The sequence below is a fragment of the Streptomyces sp. CG4 genome, assembly GCF_041080655.1.
GTDB lineage: Bacteria > Actinomycetota > Actinomycetes > Streptomycetales > Streptomycetaceae > Streptomyces.
In genome coordinates, this window is record NZ_CP163526.1 from 43,105 (window position 1) to 59,910 (window position 16,806).

General features: G+C 68.9%; 14 protein-coding genes and 2 pseudogenes. 6 read left to right on the plus strand and 10 right to left on the minus strand.

Annotated elements, in window-relative coordinates; genetic code table 11:
* From AB5L52_RS45415 to AB5L52_RS45445, 7 genes are all read right to left on the minus strand, one after another.
* Window positions 1–597: a helix-turn-helix domain-containing protein gene (locus tag AB5L52_RS45415; protein ID WP_369369119.1), complete on the minus strand. Its 597-nt coding sequence runs from the start codon at window positions 595–597 to the stop codon at window positions 1–3.
* Window positions 598–689: 92 nt separating this feature from the next.
* Window positions 690–956 (minus strand): hypothetical protein, encoded by a 267-nt coding sequence (locus AB5L52_RS45420; RefSeq protein WP_369369120.1) that lies wholly within the window; start codon window positions 954–956, stop codon window positions 690–692.
* 12 nt (window positions 957–968) lie between these two features.
* Window positions 969–1,877: a hypothetical protein gene (locus AB5L52_RS45425; RefSeq protein WP_369369121.1), complete on the minus strand. Its 909-nt coding sequence runs from the start codon at window positions 1,875–1,877 to the stop codon at window positions 969–971.
* Between the two features lie 80 nt (window positions 1,878–1,957).
* Complete coding sequence (locus AB5L52_RS45430) at window positions 1,958–2,428, minus strand: hypothetical protein (RefSeq protein WP_369369122.1); 471 nt, start codon at window positions 2,426–2,428, stop codon at window positions 1,958–1,960.
* A gap of 997 nt (window positions 2,429–3,425) precedes the next feature.
* On the minus strand, window positions 3,426–4,988 hold the full coding sequence (locus AB5L52_RS45435; RefSeq protein WP_369369123.1) for an FAD-dependent oxidoreductase: 1,563 nt from the start codon (window positions 4,986–4,988) through the stop codon (window positions 3,426–3,428).
* A gap of 79 nt (window positions 4,989–5,067) precedes the next feature.
* Window positions 5,068–5,967 (minus strand): virginiamycin B lyase, encoded by a 900-nt coding sequence (locus AB5L52_RS45440; protein ID WP_351575991.1) that lies wholly within the window; start codon window positions 5,965–5,967, stop codon window positions 5,068–5,070.
* Window positions 5,964–6,620 carry a CatB-related O-acetyltransferase gene (locus AB5L52_RS45445; RefSeq protein ID WP_351575994.1) on the minus strand — a complete coding sequence of 219 codons (657 nt, stop codon included), beginning with the start codon at window positions 6,618–6,620 and terminating at the stop codon, window positions 5,964–5,966. The genes AB5L52_RS45440 and AB5L52_RS45445 overlap by 4 nt, the downstream gene beginning before the upstream one ends.
* A gap of 285 nt (window positions 6,621–6,905) precedes the next feature.
* Here AB5L52_RS45445 and AB5L52_RS45450 point away from each other — a divergent pair, with 285 nt between their 5' ends.
* Window positions 6,906–7,466, plus strand: a complete 561-nt coding sequence (locus tag AB5L52_RS45450) for a TetR/AcrR family transcriptional regulator (protein WP_351575997.1) — start codon at window positions 6,906–6,908, stop codon at window positions 7,464–7,466.
* A gap of 185 nt (window positions 7,467–7,651) precedes the next feature.
* A pseudogene (locus tag AB5L52_RS45455) lies at window positions 7,652–7,996 on the plus strand (MFS transporter); the annotation flags it as partial.
* On the opposite strand, the gene AB5L52_RS45460 reads toward AB5L52_RS45455, so the two are convergent.
* Entirely contained in the window at window positions 7,983–8,957 is a 975-nt protein-coding gene (locus AB5L52_RS45460; protein WP_351576000.1) for a site-specific integrase, read from the minus strand. The pseudogene AB5L52_RS45455 and the gene AB5L52_RS45460 sit on opposite strands and share 14 nt — an antisense overlap.
* 197 nt (window positions 8,958–9,154) lie before the next feature.
* Complete coding sequence (locus AB5L52_RS45465) at window positions 9,155–9,352, minus strand: hypothetical protein (protein ID WP_369369124.1); 198 nt, start codon at window positions 9,350–9,352, stop codon at window positions 9,155–9,157.
* 386 nt (window positions 9,353–9,738) lie between these two features.
* Between AB5L52_RS45465 and AB5L52_RS45470 the strand changes: the two genes are divergently transcribed.
* The 3 genes and pseudogenes from AB5L52_RS45470 to AB5L52_RS45480 form a co-directional block, all read left to right on the plus strand.
* Window positions 9,739–10,293 carry a hypothetical protein gene (locus AB5L52_RS45470; RefSeq protein ID WP_351576006.1) on the plus strand — a complete coding sequence of 185 codons (555 nt, stop codon included), beginning with the start codon at window positions 9,739–9,741 and terminating at the stop codon, window positions 10,291–10,293.
* A gap of 41 nt (window positions 10,294–10,334) precedes the next feature.
* Complete coding sequence (locus AB5L52_RS45475; RefSeq protein ID WP_351766544.1) at window positions 10,335–10,787, plus strand: NUDIX domain-containing protein; 453 nt, start codon at window positions 10,335–10,337, stop codon at window positions 10,785–10,787.
* Window positions 10,788–11,116: 329 nt separating this feature from the next.
* Window positions 11,117–11,679: pseudogene (locus AB5L52_RS45480) on the plus strand (IS5 family transposase); the annotation flags it as partial.
* Here the strand turns inward: AB5L52_RS45480 and AB5L52_RS45485 are convergent.
* Window positions 11,676–12,176, minus strand: coding sequence for an N-acetyltransferase family protein (locus AB5L52_RS45485; protein WP_369369125.1), 501 nt, complete (start codon window positions 12,174–12,176; stop codon window positions 11,676–11,678). The pseudogene AB5L52_RS45480 and the gene AB5L52_RS45485 sit on opposite strands and share 4 nt — an antisense overlap.
* A 679-nt stretch (window positions 12,177–12,855) precedes the next feature.
* On the opposite strand from AB5L52_RS45485, the gene AB5L52_RS45490 reads away from it, so the two are divergent.
* Window positions 12,856–16,176, plus strand: coding sequence for a hypothetical protein (locus tag AB5L52_RS45490; RefSeq protein ID WP_351576014.1), 3,321 nt, complete (start codon window positions 12,856–12,858; stop codon window positions 16,174–16,176).
* Window positions 16,177–16,806: the final 630 nt, after the last annotated feature.

Below are 16,806 nucleotides of genomic sequence, written 5' to 3' on the forward strand. Positions count from 1 at the left end.
TCAGCCGGCGGTGTGGGTGGCGACGTAGGCGATCGCTCCGCCCGAGTGGGAGGCGAGCCGGGTGCCCAGGAGCAGTTCGGCGAGTCTGCGGTCGCCGTCCGCGCTGGAGGTGATGGCGGTCTGGGGGGTGGCCAGGTCGGTGACGTAGCCAGCGAGGCGGGCGTCGGGGAAAGCGTGACGGCCTTCGGTGTTCTTCTCCCACGTGTGCAGGCCGGTCAGGACGGCCACGACGTAGCCAGACAGGGTCACCGGCAGCACTCCCCCGGCCGCGACGCTGGCCGCGTCGCATCGCCACCAGCCGCGTAGTGCCTTGAGGAGGTCGTCAGGGGTGAGGGATGTGGCGAAGCCGATCCAGTCCCGGTCCGGCTCGTCGGCCCGCTGAGCCGCATCTACCCGCAGCACGGCGATCTCCTTCGCCTCGACCTGGTCCAGGGCTGCCTGCCTGCGTGTACTGAGGGCCTCTACGACAGCGAGGGGGATCATGACACGTACGCCGCGGTGGGACAGGCCGGGCAGTAGTCCGGCCTGCACGAGACGCCGGAAGGTGGTGACAGCGCACCCCAGCTCCTCGGCCGCTTGTCCGGTCGTCAACAGCACCGAACCACACTCCCGTATGCGGACTCTGATATCTGATTAGGCATTAACATTAGGGCTGAACGGAGAGGCTGTCAAAGGACAGAGCCGGGGTCTCATCCTCCGTACCCCAGGCTTCCTCGGCGGCCGGGCCGTCCGCGTTGGTCTTGATGAAGGCGGGAGGCGATGCCTCCGGCGACGCTGCACCCTTGTTCCGTCTGGTTCTCGTCGACCTCCAGGACGGTGAGCTCGGGCCAGGTTCTCAGCTCCGCGAGGGCGCCTTGTGCCAGGCGCTCGCCCGCGCCGGGACGGGCCGCTTCGAGTTCCTGGATCATGGCGGCGGCCTGGGTCCGGGCGGCGCCGGCGAGCACGTAGTTGACCATGCGGTGTGCCCCCTACTCGCCCAGACGCAGTTCGAAGTAGCGGTCCGTGCGTGCCGTCCAGTTCGGCTGTTTGCGGTCGTCATCGCGTGCGGCGAGCGTGTAGATACCGTAGGCGGCGCGCAGCCGGGCCTCGCGTTCGGTCTCATCGTGCTGAGCGGCGAGTGCCTTGACCTGCTTGCGGCGCAGGGGGCGGTTCAGTTCGTGCACGACGACGGGCGGCAAGGCGGGGTTGGCCGCGAGCAGCTGGCTGGCCGACTGGCCGAGGCGTTCGGCGAGCGTGGCGGCCTGGTCGGCGGTCAAGGCCCGTTGGCCCCTCCAGACGGCGAGCGCCTGGGGCGGCGGCAGTTTCAGTTCGGCCCCGAGCTGCGGGGCAGTGATGCCATGGTCACGAAACAGCTGGTTGAGGCCTCCCGATCCCTGAGGTACCCACCGCGCCGAGGCAAAGAGCGCGAGCTGAGCAGCCAGGACCGCGCGGTACTCGTTGGCCGGCGCGGACGAGACTGTGCCACTCCCCCACTGCGTACCGGGCACGGCGTCGGCGAGCGTGCGGGCGGTGAGGGCGGGAGGACGGTTGGTCAGCTCGCTGACCTGCCGGTCCAGCACACACCACGGAAGGGTGGTCTCCAGGCCCCACCACAGGGCCAGTGACTGTTCCAGAGTGGTTGCCTGGGCGGGCAGGAGCAGGGTGTGGGGGTCTGCGTACCGTTCGAAGGAAGCCGGCACGGCGCGCAGGGTGTCATCGTCGCCGGCCGCTGTGATCAGCAGCAGCTGGATGGTGTCGTCCCATACTGCGCGCCAGATCTGGCCGGGCTGCGGGTCCTGGGGTGGTGCGGTGGCCACCTGGCGGACGGCGTCGGGCACCTTCAGTCCCGCCGCGGCGGCCACCAGCCGTTGGTAGGCAGTGGTGTGGACAGAGCTCATACCGTCTCCCCCGTCTCCTCGGCTGTGGTCCATCAGCGCATTCTCTTCTCACTGGATCCAGACGACGTAACTGGGGCTGTTCACGAAGGAGCCTCCCCGCAGCGCCGCAGCAGGGCGGCCACGACTGCCTGGGGGTCGCTGTCCGCGGACAGGGCGGTGCGGAGCGTTGTCTTGAGGTTCGCCAGGACGGCAGCCGCATGGGCTTGCCGGATCTCCAGCAGCTGCGCCGCGTGATGGGCGTCCTCGTCGAGGTAGGGAAGCAGCAGGCGTTCGTTGGGCGAGAGTCGCTGCCAGATGTCCTCGGCTACTCCGTCAACCCCCGTGGGGTCCGGTGCGGTGGTGGCCGCGTACTGCTCGATGAGTTCGGCGACGGTCCCTTCATCGGCGTACAGCGCGGTGAAACGGGCCGGCGCCAGGAGCTCGAACCGGGCCTCGAGGACCTTGGCGAGGTCTTCCTCCCGCACCGCTCCCTGGGCGTACTGGAGCACGCACCGGAGGATGGTCTTGAGGGCATGGACCGTCTGCTTGGGGGTGGGCCGGAATGGTTCCATCGGGTGATACCGACACCTGTCACCCGTGCCGCCTGGGCGATGAGATCGTCGAGATCTCCCTGCCACACAGCTCCTTCGGCATGGTCGGCCAGCGCCCAGCGCGGCGGTGAGCCGCTACTCTTGCGGTAGGCCGTGTCCTCGTTCATCAAGCGGGCGATGCGGCGCCGGAGCTTGCCCCGCGGCGTCTTCTTCGCCTCATCGATGAGGAAGTTCTTGATCGACGTGAGGAACAGCCGCTCCAGAGAGGCCTCATCTGCGGCCTGAGCGAAACAGACGGTCACGAACCGTTGTCCCGCTCCTTCCTGGGACAACATCGCACGGATCACGTCGTACGCCGCGTCATCGCTCCAGACGGTGTATCCCTCAGGGGGTGGAAAGCCGGAGGCCCGGCGCACCTGGTGGACCAGCCGCCGCAACAGATCAAACGTGGCCGGCTCGAACTCGCCGGTCTGCAGCTCCTCGAAAGCCCCGCTTGCCACGAGCCACCCCCGATCCCCTGCTCCCCGCTCGGCACCTGCAGCCGCGGGGCTTCGGGTCTACATACACCAACATCCCCCCCCCCCCCCCCCCCCCCGGGTGCGCGACGCGCCCAAAGTCCCCTCGTCCGCGAACACTTGGAGCTTGCCGCTACAGCCTGCACTGCAGGCACCATGCGCCTTCAATACCGGCGCTCCCACGACCACCACTACCGGCGGCTCCCCACCCCTGAGCAGTCAACGCTCCTACTGAGCAGGCGACGCAGACCTTCCATAAAGAGCAGGTCAAACCACCTTACCGAGTCCTGTTCCCAACCCAGCACCAAAGCTACCCGTAAGTAACTTCTGCCGAACTCCGCCCCCTGAACCTGAGCAACACCCTGGTCAGCACCCAGGGACTGCTCACTTCCAAGAGAGCCGCAACAGCCGGGACTGAGGTGCGGGCGGCCGCCACACCGGGTGGGGGCGGCGGCCGTGGGCGGAATCGGATCGTGGTTCGAGTCAGTCAGCAGAGCGGCGGATCAGCCCGGCGTCACCGCACCCGCTGGCACTCCGAACCACTCCTCCAGCGCCTCCGCCAGCCCGGCCGTCGATGTCGGCGCCTGCGCCCCCGCGTCGGCCGCCCAGGCCGTGAAGCCGTCCGGACGGACGAGGACCGCCGCCAGTTCCGGGCGGGACGGGCAGCCGGCCGTCAGGGTGTGGACGCGGCTGGCATACCCCGCAGCGAGGGCCCGGAGCTCCGGGTCGTCGGTGAGGTCGAGCAGGAGCGCCCGGCCACCGTGGAGGTGGTCCGCGAGGCGGCTGCCGTCAGTGAGTTCGAGGTCCGGGGTGCTGCGGCCGGTCAGCGGGTGCTCGCCCGGCATCTTGTACCGCACCCCGCCACCGTTGAGCCGTGCGGTGAGGTACGTGGTGCCCGCGACCGTCTCCGCCAGGTCGCTGACGATCTCGCGCAGGGCCCGGGACTGCGGGTCCGGGCGCATGGCCGCGACCTGGGACCGGGTCCAGTTTAAGACCCACGCACCGACCGGATGCCGCTCGGAGGTGTACGTGTCCAGCAGCCTTTCCGGCGCCCGGCCGCCGATCACCGCGGCGAGCTTCCAGCCGAGGTTCATTGCGTCCCCGATACCCAGGCTCAGCCCCTGGCTCCCGAACGCGGAGTGCACGTGCGCTGCGTCGCCCGCCAGCAGCACCCGGCCCTTACGGTACTCGGTGACCTGGCGGGCGTGGTCGGTGAAGCGGGTCGCGGTCCGCACCCCGGTGATCGTGACGTCCACGCCGGATACGTGACGCAGCCGCGCTTGGAGGTCCTCGGGGGTGACCGGCGCGTCCCGGTCGGCCGGCGGGCCGTCGAACTCCACGGTGACGATGCGGCCTGGCATCGGCCCGTGGGCGTATACCCCGGTGTCCGTGGCGGTCCAGCCGACCTTCAGGTCCTCGGCGCCGGTCATCTCCACGACCGCCTGGTGACAGGTGATCTCCGGGTCCGTACCGGGAAATTCGAACCCCGCGAGCTTGCGGACCGTGCTGCGGCCGCCGTCGCAGCCCACGAGCCAGCCGGCGCGTATGGCCCCGTGGCTGGTTCGCACGGTGACGGCCTCGTCGTCCGCGTCGAAGCCGGTCAGCTCCACTCCCTGGCGCACGTCGACGCCGAGTTCGTCCGCCCGCTCGCCGAGCAGCCGCTCGATGTCCTGCTGCGTCACGAAAGCGATCTCGGCGGCGAGTCCGGCGTCGCCGAGGCCCGGCTCCGTACGGTCGACCAGGTCGGCGCGCAGCATGATTCCGGCGAAGTGCCCGACGATCCCGAGCCCTTGGCCCGCGGCCCCGCCTGCGTCCCCGCCGTTCCGCTCGCGTATGAATGCCTGGAAGCGGTCTATTGCCTGCTGGTGCACTTTGGCCAGCGCGGGCAGCAAACCCCGGCGGTACAGCGCCTCGGCGCTGGGCGTGGTGATCGCGCCGCCCTTGATCGTCGGGTTCACTTCGGTGAGGCGCTCCAGGACGGCCACCCGCGCGCCTCCGAGCAGGAGCTCGCAGGCCAGCATCAGTCCGACCGGGCCGCCTCCGGCCACCACTACGTCATAGTCCATGGCGCCCACTAGGAACTTCCTCTCCGGCCGCCGTGCGGGCGACCGCTGTTGACGGTAGATGAAAGGGGGGCGGGTCTGTTCAGGTGGCGCTGCCCACCGGAGCGATGCGGGCGAGCGCGCCGATCTCAAGCGCGGTCCACAGGGCGCCGTCGGGACCGACGGTGATGCCGTGCGGTTCGGAGCGGGGAGTGGGCAGGTCGTGGACGGTGACCGAGCCGTCGGGGGTGATCGTGCCGACGCGGTTGCCTCCCCATTCGGTGAACCAGGCGATGCCCTGTTCGTCGACGGTGACGGCGTGCGGCCGTGCGGCGCGGTCGGGCAGCGGGAACTCGGTGATCTGCCCGTCGGGAGTGATCCGGCCGATCTGGCCGGCGGCGATCTCGGTGAACCACAGAGCACCGTCGCGGCCCGCGGCGATCCCCACCGGCGCCGCTTCCTTCGTCGGCAGGGAGTGGAGGGTGACCGCGCCGTTCATGTCGATCCGGCCGATGGCGGTGGCCTGGTTGAGGGTGAACCACATCCCGCCGTCGCCGCCGGCGGTGATCGCGGACGGGAACGCGCCCGTGACGGGGAGCGGGAACTCGGTGACGTCGCCGTCGACGGTGATGCGGCCGATGCGGTCGGCGGCGGTCTCGGTGAACCACAGCGCACCGTCGGGCCCCGCCGCGATGCCGAACGGCCCGCAGCTGGGTGTGGGCACGTCGAATTCGTCGATGTCGCCGTCGGTGGTGATCCGCCCGATCCGGTCGGCCCGGTACTCGGTGAACCACAGCGCGCCATCCGGGCCGGGCGTGATGACGGTCGGTCCGCAGTCGGGGTCGAGGCGGTGGCTCGCCGGTTCTTCGCCGGGGACGAGCCGGCTGATCCGGCCGCTCTGCACGAGGGTGAACCACAGCGCGCCGTCCGGTCCCGTGGTGAGGGCGTAGGGTCCGGCCGCGCTGTCGGCCACCGTGTGCTCTTCGACGGTCACGTGGGTCACAGGGGCCTCCCCAGGCCGTGCTCGGCGGCGATGCGCTCGATGTCGGCCGGGGTTCCGGCCATGATGGTGCGGGCGTGCTCGGTGACCAGGTCGGCGGGCCAGTCCCACCACGAGGCGCGCAGCAGTCGCTCGATGTCGGCGTCGGTGAAGCGCTGCCGGATCGGTCTGGCCGGGTTGCCGCCGACGATCGTGTAAGGCGGGACGTCGGCGGTGACCATCGCGCCGGCCGCGATGATGGCGCCGTTGCCGATCCGCACGCCGGGCATGACGGTCGCCCGGTAGCCGAACCAGACGTCGTTGCCGACGACCGTGTCACCGCGGCTGGGCATGGCGGTGACGATGTCCAGGGTCTGCTCGGCCCACCGGCCGCCGAACATGGTGAACGGGTACGTGGACACCCCCATCGCCGGATGCCCGGCACCGGCCATCAGGAAGGTGGTTCCCGAGGCGATCGCGCAGTACTTGCCGATGACGAGACGCTCCGGCCCGTAGGCGTAGAGGACGTTGCGGCGCTCGAAGTCCGTGGCGCCGTCCGGATCGTCGTAATACGTGTAATCGCCCACGTCGATGTTCGGCGAAATGACCAGTGGTTTGAGGAACACCACGCGCTCGTGTGCGGGCAGCGGGTGGACGGTGGTCGGATCAGGCGACAAGGTGCGTTCCTTTGCTGGGGCAGGACCCGGATGTGCCTTCATGCGTTGGGCTGTCAGGCGCTCTCGGGGCCGGACAGGGTGACCCATTCGGGCAGCGCCGCTCCGCTGCCTACGACCGCATGCGATGCAGCCATGCGGATCCCCCTCAATCGGTAGTTGCGCCCGGCCACGGTCGACGCGAGTGGCGATACACCCGAGCGCTCTAAAGCAGCCATTGGCTGCGTTAGATGACTATAAGGAGGATCGCTCCACAAACGCAAGCCCTGGCTGCGTTAAGGTGGGAGCATGAACGAACGACAGCGAGCCCGGCGGCCCGGCGGGCGCAGCGCCCGCGTCGGCGCGCAGGTGCACCAGGCCGTCACCGACCTGATCAGCGAGCGCGGCTACGGCAACTTCACCGTCGGCGACGTCGCAGCCCGCGCGGGCGTAGCCGACAGCAGCATCTACCGTCGGTGGGGCAGCCTGGAAACCCTGCTCACCGACGTGGCGCTCGCCCGCCTCAACGCGCAGTCGCCGATGCCCGACACCGGGAGCCTGGCCGGCGACCTGCGCACTTACGCGGCCCAAGTGGCCCGCGAGATCACCGGACCCGACGGCCCGGCGGTGCTGCACCTAGCCGTCACCCTGTCGAGCAGCGGTCAGCTGCAGGCTGGTGACGACCTCCGCGCCGAACGCATGCGGCAATTGCAGTCCATGCTCGATCGCGCCCGCGAACGCGGCGAGCACGCACCCGACGCGTTCGACGTGCTGGACCACATCCTGGCTCCGATGTATATCCGCGTCTTGTTCGGCATGGTCCCGCTCACCCCGGACTACGTCGACGGGCTGGTCGACCGATTGCTGTGACCTCGACCCGGTTCCCGCGATCACGGGTGTGATACTGGTGGGCTCGCCTATTCAACTGTCGCCAGTTCCCCGGGGAGTCCAGCCGCCGAGGCCCGGCTCCGTACGGTCGACCAGGTCGGCGCGCAGCCGAAGTGCCCGACGATCCCGAGCCCTTGGCCCGCAACCCCGCCTGCGTCCCCGCAGCGGCGAGTACCACGCTCGGCTTCCTCGCGGCCATCTCACTGGGACACGGCTGGAGTGCCCCGGCCGTCGCCACGGTGTCCGTGGTCTGTACCATCGGCGAGATTATCTATGCTGGCAGCGCTACCGCGTTCGTCACCGCCCTCGCCCCGGCCCATGTCCTGGGACGCGCCCTCGCCTCCTTCCAGATCTCCACGGGCTTCGGCCTTGCCGTCTCTCCGGCGGTCATCACCGCTTTCGCCTCCCGCGACTCGGCTGCCCTCTGGGGCAGCCTCGCCGCTGCGACGCTTCTGTCCGCCTCCGCCGTTGCCACCGAGAAGGATCAAGGAACGCGGCTCAGCGGTTGCTGACGCCGGGCGCGAGCAGGCTCGTGAGCTCGGCGATCGCCTCGGGGGAGGGCTTGAAGTAGCGGCGGACGTTCTCCGGTTTCTTGTGGCGGGACTTCGCCATCAGCATCAACAGCGAGGCGCCTTGCTCGCCGAGGTGGGTGAGGGCGGAGTGGCGGTACTCGTGCAGGTCCCAGCCGGTTCCCGGACCGCGCACGGCGGTGTGCTCGTCGAGCAGGGCGCGGGCCTGGCCGTAGGAGAGGCGGGCCAGGCCGGTGTCCGGGCACACGTCGCGGGGGCTGACGACCTTTCCCGGGCCGGGGCGGCGGTGGGTGACGAAGACCGGGCCGCGGGCGCGGCCGCGCAGCAGGCGGGGCAGGAGCCGGGCGGTGCCGGCGTCCCAGTAGACGGTCTCCAGCACGAAGTCCTCGCGCGTCTGCCCGCGGCGGCGGGCCTTGCTGCGGGCGCCCTTGGCCTTGACCGGGCAGCGGCGCGCGGCGAGGTCCAGGTCCTCGATGTTCACGCCGAGGATCTCCTCGGACCGCCCGGCGGTCTCGTAGAGCATCCGCCACAGCGACTTCTCCCGCAGATGGACCTCGCGCCGGGCGATGAGCCGGTCCACGGCCACCTTCGAGCGGGCCGGGGTCTCGGAGTCCGGCACCGCCAGCCGCTTCGTCCAGGCCGGGACCGCCGGGCCGTCGTAGCCGTACGACTCGCACCAGCCCAGCCACGACAGCACCGCCGCCCGGCGGGCGTTCCAGGTGTTGACCGCCGCGGTGCCCCACAGCCGTTCCAGGGCCTCGCCGATCTCGTCGTCCGCGACCGACCCCAGCGGGCGGGCCTCCCCGATCCGCTCGGCGGTCTTGCCGACGCCGGTCGCGTAGCTGCGGACCGTGTTCGAGTTGCGGAGCGAGTCGAGGAAGGCGTCGGCCGCCGCTCGGACGGTCAATGCCTTCCCGGCCGGCAGTTGCACGACGGTGGGCACGGCTTCCCCCTTGCCACGGATAACAGAGCCGCTTCACGTACGGCCCGGAGAACGTCACCGCAGGTGACGAACCAAGCTCCCGTAGATAATAGGGCGCTATCTGCGGGACGACTTCAGGCGGATCGCGGAGCCGACACCCCGTCAGCCACCCACCAGGGCCGACGAAGGCTTAGCGCACGATCTGACACGGATGTTCCTCAACCCCCCAGCTCCTGGTCGACCATGCCGGGCAGTTCCCAGCCGTGCAGCGGCGCGGAAGCCATCACCATCTGGAGCGCGACCAGGTGGTGGCACTGCTGTCCCCCGGCGACTTCACTGGCCAGGTCGAGCAGTTCCTCCACCGTGAACGCCTCCTCCTCCAGACCTGCCCACGTGGCGAAGGCGTACCCGGCCACGTGCCCCGGCCGCCACGGCTTCCTCCAGGACGACGAACGCGTCCCGCGTCGCGCGGTGCAGGGTCAGGCGGTCGCCGGGGCGGGCGCGCTCTGGGTTGTGCAGCAGGACCAGGTCCAGCCGCTCGCGCCCGAGCTCTCGCGGTTGCGGCGGCACGTACGCGGCAGCAAGGCTGTGCCCGGCCGACACCTGGGGAGGCGCGAGCTGGACTGGTGTGAGGCGAGCTGTCGGGGTGTGGCGGTCATCGCGCGCGTCCCTACCTGGTCCTGTGGTATCGGTTCCACCGCCCTGGCGCGGTGGGCGGCGTGCGTCTGTGAACGTGCTTCCGTGGCGGGGCCTATGGGCAGCCTCAGTTCGATTGCCTGTCGTTCGCAGCCTCAGGAGAGAAATGGCAGATCCGAACGGGACACGACCCGCGACCACCGAGCCCGGCTCTTCGATTGCCGCCAGTGGTAGTGCCGAAGAACTGACGCCGCGGGAGGAACGGCTCCACAAGGCTGCCCAGGACTTCTCCCTGGAACGCTACAAGTACATCCTCCAGCAGATCCACACCGTCAATGAGAACGTCTACAAGTTCCTCGCCATCTACCAGGCGCTCGCCACCACCGCGGTCGGTGCGGCAGTGGCCCTGTTCGTCAGCTACCGGCAGTGGGGCATGGCGCCGGCAGTGGCACGTACGGGGGTGATCGGCCTTCTGTTACTCGAAACGGTCGTAGCGGTCTTCACCGAAATCCTGATCTTCATCGGCATACTGAACTGGCTTGACTACCGCAGCGAGGAATGCGAGCTGACCGATCGCGCCGTCCGCCCGGGATTCCGGAAGCGGCCACGCCCGGGTAACTTCTTTCGCTGGTACGAGACCTACATCATGGCGTTCATCGTGGTGTCGACCCTCTTCATGTGGACGTACGCCATGGTGTTTATGCTTCCGATGATCAGGTGATCCCAGTGATCCGGCTGTTCACGCTGAGAGGAGCGCAACCGATGGATGAGACGGTCGCCGTCGCCGGGCGCGACTTCATCGGCGTCGGAGTCGGTGCCCTGGTCTTCGACGACGCAGGACGTGTCTTCATGGCACAGCGCGGTCACCGAGCCAAAAACGAGGCCGGATCGTGGGAGTTCCCTGGCGGGTCCCTCACGTTCGGCGAGCGGCTTCAGGACGCGGTGTGCCGCGAGTTCTTCGAGGAGTACGGGATCCGCATCGAAGTAACAGGCTTCCTGGGCATGTTCGACCACATCCTTCCCAAGGAGAGCCAGCACTGGGTATCGGGCACGTATCTCGCCCACCACCTGTCCGGCCTTCCCATCATCCGCGAGCCCGACAAATGCGACGCCATCGGATGGTTCGACCTGGACGGGCTCCCCGAACCGCTCTCTGAGATCACCCGCCTCAACCTGGAAGCCTACGAACGCATGTGGCCTGACGGCCCACGATGACGCGCATCGGTGCCTTCCCAGATGACGCAGCCATCCGCACCGCCGACAAACTCCCCACGCTCGCCGACTTCGGGTTGGACTGGGCGGCGTAGAGAGGAGCGGGGCGACGGCCGGGCCGGGCGATGGCGAGTGTTCGACCACATCCTTCCCAAAGAGAGCCAGCACTGGGTATCGGGCACGTATCTCGCCCACCACCTGTCCGGCCTTCCCACCATCCGCGAGGGTGAAGCTTCCCCTTGAGCGTGGACACCTGGAGACTGGGACCTGAGGTTCCAGAGGAAGTAGCACCAGGTGGGAAGCAAGTACACGAAGCGGTACACAGAGGAGCCGAGCGGCGCCGGGTTCGCCGGCGGCGCCTCGCGCGGCTGAAGGCCGCCGCTCTGGGGCGTTCGCGGGGCGGGCTGACCAGCAAGGTGCACCTCTCATCCGAACGGCGCTGCCGTCCGCTGTCCTTCGTGCTCATCCCCGGGCAGGCCGCCGACAGTCCGCAGTTCATCCCCGTCCTGCGGGGCATCATGGTCCGCGGCCCGGTGGGCCGGCCGCGCACCCGGCCCGACGCGGTCGCCGGCGACAAGGCGACTCCTCCCGCCGTAACCGCAGCCACCTGCGCATACGTGGGATCAAGGCGGTCATCCCGGAGAAGGCCGACCAGGCCGCCAACCGTAAGAAGAAGGGCCGCCGCGGCGGACGGCCCGTGACCCACGACGCCGAGCTCTACCGAGACCGCAACACCGTCGAGCGCCTGATCAACAAACTGAAGGCGTGGCGCGGTATCGCCACCCGCTACGACAAGACCCTCGCCAGCTACCTCGCGGCACTCCACCTCCGCGGCGCGATCATCTGGCTCCGCAGCCTCCGCCCACCGGCACCAGTGACTGGCGCCGGACGCTAAAGAGCGAGCTTGAACCCATCGTGACTGCGCGCGAAGCCCAGCCCGCCATAGAAGCGGTGCGCGTCCTCGCGCCGCTTGTTGCTGGTCAGCTGGACGAGCGCGCAGCCACGCGTGCGGGCCCGCTCGATCGTGCGCTCCATCAAGATCCGTCCGAGCCCGCCGCCCCGACGGTCCGCGCGGATGCGCACCGCCTCGATCAGGGCCCGCTCGGCCCCGCCCTTGCCCAGCCCCGGGATGTACGTCACCTGCAGACAGCCAACCACCCTGCCGCCATCACCCTGGTCGTCGACGCCTTCGACCAGGACCAAAATTTCGTTACGCGGGTCCGCGTCGATCGCCGCGAAAGCCTGCTCGTACGCCTCATCAACTACGAGCGTCGCCGCGTCCACCACCCTCTCCTCGTCAGCGAGCAGAGCGAGCACCCCGGGCAGGTCGGCGCGTGTCGCGGGGCGCAGCGTGAGAGCGGCCACGTGGACGGATTCAGAGACAGCTGGCATGGCACCGACCATAACCGGCCCCTCATCGGAACCTTCCACCCTGCTCCTGATCACGACTCCGCACAGGCCCTAGTTGCCGCACAGTGCGCTTGTTGGGCGGGTGTGCGTTGGGGTGTGTTGTGGCGGTGTTTCTTCGCCCTGATTGCCAGCGTGCGCGCCCCTCGTAGTGCCCGCAAGTTCGGAATTGCCCCCCCGTGCCGCGTAGAGACTGGCCTCGCGCGGTCACCAGTCGGACAGCCCCCCTCGTGAAAGCGCGAGGCTAGTCCAGGTCGGCCCAACGGCCTTGGTTCTGCGGCCCATCACGGTATTGCGGGCAATGCCGATTTGACTCGGTCCTGGGGAGGGCGTGCACTGGAAGTGATGTCAACGTCCTCAGTTCGCCGAGCGGAGCCTGGGACCTGACTGTCCGGTGTGGTCCGACGCGGTGCGGGAAACACCCAGAGAAGGCGCTCCTGCTCACAGAGGAAAAGGGGCCCTTATGTCAGCGAGTCCTGCGGGTAATGCCGGGCCCGGGAGTGCACCGGATCTTCTCGAATTCCCCACAGAAGCACGGCGATTTCCCACAGAAGCACGGCGACACCGCCGGCGCGGTCCATTCCGGCAACCGGGCTTCCTGAGCCTGCACAGTGACCCGAGCGGGCAGCCACGGTTCGACCTGTGGCAGGCGGGGGTGGCCGACATGCGCCGCATGCCCGTCTACACCGGAGCTCCTCCGCCTCCCGCGCCCGGTCCTGGCGGTGACGGCGGCGCCCCGACGGTGACGGCGGGTATCCGGGGGACTCAGTGGAGTCAGATCGGACCGAGTCCGATCCGCGTCGACCACGAGCAGATCTACCAAGGGCAGGGACCGGATTCGGGCGAGGTCGTGGACATCGCCATCGACCCCCAGGGGACCACCGACCAGGTGATCTACATCGCCTGCAACGACGGAGGCATCTGGAAGACCACCGACGGTGGCACGACCTGGCAACCGAAAACCGACCTCATGCCTTCCCTGTCCATGGGTGCTGTGGCGCTCGAACCGGGAAATCCCTCCACCGTGTACGCGGGCACCGGAAACATCTTTGACGGTGGTGGTCAGTTCACAAAGGGTGTGGGGATCTACAAGTCGCTCGACGGCGGCGAGACATGGAGTGTCCAGGGTGCCGCGGCATTCACCAACGGCTACATCAACCGTATGGTGCTGCCGCAGCCCGGCGTCCTGCTCGTGGGCACGCTCAACGGCCTCTACCGGTCGGTGGACGGCGGCCTGAACTTCGGGGCGAATGCTCCTGCGTTCAACGACGGGCGCCCGGTGATAACGGGATACGTCACAGATCTCAAACTCGATACGCACTCACCGACGACCACGGTCTACGCCTCGATCTGGGGCCAGGGTGTATTCATCTCGACAGACGCCGGCGCGACGTTCCCCACCAACCTGTTCGCCAACCCCGGTGCGCCGCCCGCGGGGTTTCGCTTTGTCAGCTTCGCCCAGTCGACCCGGCCCGACGGCGCGACGCTGTACGCCGGCGTGGAGGGAGCGGCGGCATCCGCGTACGACCTATACAAGTCGAGCGACTCCGGTGCCCACTGGACCGTGATGCCCGCGGGAGCCACCGCCGCGGGCCCAAGTCCTCAGTTGGCCTACGACCAGACGGTCGGCGTCGATCCGTTGGATCGCAACCGGGTCTACCTCGGCTTCCAGGAGCTGCACCTGTCCATCGACGGTGCCAACTCCTTCAACGCGGTCCCGATCTCCCAGAACAGGATTCACTGGGATCATCACGCCCTCGTCTTCAGCCCCGCCTCCCATGCGCCGGCGACCGCGCCGACGCCGTTCTACGTCGGCACCGACGGGGGGATCTCCAGCACGCGCGACGGCGGTACCACGTGGGCGAATCTGAATGAGGGGATCGCCACCAACCTCTTCCTGGGGATCGGCATCGGAACCGGCAACAGCGGCAACAATGCCTACACATACGGCGGCACCCAGGACACCGGCACCCTCGGGCACCGTCCCGAGTTTCCCGGTGCGGACTGGCACCTCGGCGTCGACGGTGACGGCGGCCCGGTCGCGGTCGACCCGGTGAACCCCTTGCGCGTGTACGGGTCCGACGACGGATACTTCATCTCCACCATGGACGGTGGGAGCAACTGGGTCTTCGGCGCCACTGGAATCCCACCGGACGTCTCCCGAATCGCCATCGACCCGAACAACAGCTCCAACGTGTACGCCGCCGTCGGCCCGGCCCTCTACCAGAGCACCAACACGGCAAGCACGTTCACCTCGATCGCGAACTTCTCGTCCGACATCCTTTCCATCGCGACGACGCGGCTCGACTCCAACACACTCTGGCTCGGGCTCCAGGACGGCAGCGTCCGGCACACCGAAAACGCCCTCTCCGGAACGAGCTCGGTGTGGCAGTCGTCCACTCCCGGAGCACCCTCCGGCATGCGGGCCGAATCCGTCGCCATCAGCCCGGCCAATCCGTATCGCGTGGTCGTCGCCTTCACCGGATTCTCCTCGATCAGTCCCACCAACCGCACCAAGCACGTGTTCCAGACGGTGAACGGCGGCGCCACGTGGACGGACATCAGCGGAACCGACGGCGGTGACCCTACCCGGAACCTGCCGGACCTTCCGCTGCACTCGGTGGTCCTCGACCCCGGTAACCCCAACGGCAGCCCCGGCGTGGGCCGCCAGCATGTCAGGTCCAACGGCACCGAGCTCCTCAGCCCCGGCCTGGACGGCGTCGTCCTCACGTCGCCCACCGGTACCTACTGGGCAAGGCAGTCCATCGGCACCACGGCCACGTACGCGGACGCCGCCTGGGACGGCCGGCAATGGGTCCTGGTGGGGTTGAGCAACAGCATCCTCACCTCGCCCGACGGCGTCACATGGACCGCGCGGAACGCGGGAGTTCCCCCGGACAACGCCCTGCAGGGAATAGCGTGGTCGGGGCAGCTGCTCGTGGTGTCCAACGCATCGACCGGCAATGTCGTCACCTCCCCGGACGGGCAGAACTGGACGATCAGATCCCTCGGCACCGCCAACGCTCTGCTGGGTATCGCCTGGGACGGAACACAGTTCATCGGCGTGGGCTACGCGGGCACCGTCGTCACCTCCCCCGACGGTACGACCTGGACGGCCCGGAGCTCGGGTACGTCCGAGAACCTGGTGGCGATCGCCGCCGGTTCCGTCCGCGTGGCAGCCGGGGACAACGGCACGATCCTGACGTCCCCTGACGGCGTGTCATGGACCTCCCAGGCCTCGGGCGTCAACGACCAGATCACCGACATCGCCTGGTCGGGCAGTGGCTTCGTGGCGGTGACCAACAGCGGTGCGGTGCTCACGTCGCCCGACGGCACGGCCTGGACACGGCAGTCCTCGGGGACCAACTCGCGGCTGCTCGGTGTCACCTGGCACCGAGGTGGGTTCGTGGCCGTGGGCGACTGGGACATCCTGACGTCCGTCGACGGCATTCACTGGACGTCGCAGCTGGCCGGGCTGGGCATTCCCACGATCGTGGTGGCGAGCGACGCGGGGGTCATGCAGTCGGTCGACGAGGGGGCGAGCTGGTCCGTCCTCGGCGTGGGCCTGCCCACCGTCGACTGCAAGAGCCTTGGCCTCGACTCCAGCGTGAGCCCGTCGCTGCTCCGGGTCGGCACCTATGGACGCAGCGTCTTCGAGCTCAAGTCTCCCAGCGGCCCCGTTCTGGCCACCGACGCGAACCTCGCGTTCGGCGCGGTACCGGTCGGCAGCAGCGCGACTCTGCCACTGCGCTGCTTCAACGTGGGTTCGAGCACCCTCTCCGTGAACACGAGCGGCGGTACCGGAAATCCGCACTTCGCCATCACGCCCGCGGCCAACGTCGCCCTGAGCCCCGGAGACGAGTACGGCTTCACGGTCACGTTCAAGCCACCCGGCACCGGCCACATGACCGCCAGACTGCACTTCCGCACCACGGACCCGAGCCGCCCCATGCACTTCGTCTTCGCGAGCGGGACCGGGGTCTGACGGGCCGCGCGGCACAGGGACACCTCCCTGGTCCGCCGCGTACGGCAGGTGGCGGGCCGGGGAGGGGTGCCGGGCGAGGGTGTCGGCGAACGGCTGGCGGGCGGTGTTCTTCATCGTCTTCAGCACGGAGTCTCCCTGGGGGTGTGCCTGTCTTCGGTGGTGGGCTCTGCCACGAAACCACAAGAGAAATATGCCGCACTATAATCACCAACGGGAGGGGGTGCGCCTGCTTTTCACGCGAATTGGCACGTCAGCGGGACGCCTGCCACCGTACGGTGGTTTGACAGGACTCCGAGAGAGGGGTCCGAGGGTGTGACTGCAGCCGAGTGCAATCCGCCGCGCCTGGTTGTCGGCGCGGGGGCGGTGCGACTGGTTCGTGCACACCGAGCGAGACGGACTGCTCCGCAGGGAACGCACTCGCCGAGTGGCGATGAGGTGGGCGCGAGGCTACGGCGAGCCGTGCGCGGTCTCGCCGCAGGATCTCGTTCCCGAACTCGCTGGCCGGGTCGCGCTGTACCCCGGCGAGGGGCCTGACACGTACGTTCCGCGTCGCTGATCGCATGCGGGCTCAAACGGTGAAGGGCCGGGGCCACCAGAACTTCCGTTCTGATGGCCCGGGCCCTGAATGGA

Coding starts and splice junctions, on each gene's coding strand:
- AB5L52_RS45420 (WP_369369120.1), bottom strand. CDS start 956: ATGGTCAACTACGTGCTCGCCGGCGCCGCCCGGACCCAGGCCGCCGCC.
- AB5L52_RS45425 (WP_369369121.1), bottom strand. CDS start 1,877: ATGAGCTCTGTCCACACCACTGCCTACCAACGGCTGGTGGCCGCCGCG.
- AB5L52_RS45430 (WP_369369122.1), bottom strand. CDS start 2,428: ATGGAACCATTCCGGCCCACCCCCAAGCAGACGGTCCATGCCCTCAAG.
- AB5L52_RS45435 (WP_369369123.1), bottom strand. CDS start 4,988: ATGGACTATGACGTAGTGGTGGCCGGAGGCGGCCCGGTCGGACTGATG.
- AB5L52_RS45450 (WP_351575997.1), top strand. CDS start 6,906: ATGAACGAACGACAGCGAGCCCGGCGGCCCGGCGGGCGCAGCGCCCGC.
- AB5L52_RS45470 (WP_351576006.1), top strand. CDS start 9,739: ATGGCAGATCCGAACGGGACACGACCCGCGACCACCGAGCCCGGCTCT.
- AB5L52_RS45475 (WP_351766544.1), top strand. CDS start 10,335: ATGGATGAGACGGTCGCCGTCGCCGGGCGCGACTTCATCGGCGTCGGA.
- AB5L52_RS45485 (WP_369369125.1), bottom strand. CDS start 12,176: ATGCCAGCTGTCTCTGAATCCGTCCACGTGGCCGCTCTCACGCTGCGC.
- AB5L52_RS45490 (WP_351576014.1), top strand. CDS start 12,856: ATGCGCCGCATGCCCGTCTACACCGGAGCTCCTCCGCCTCCCGCGCCC.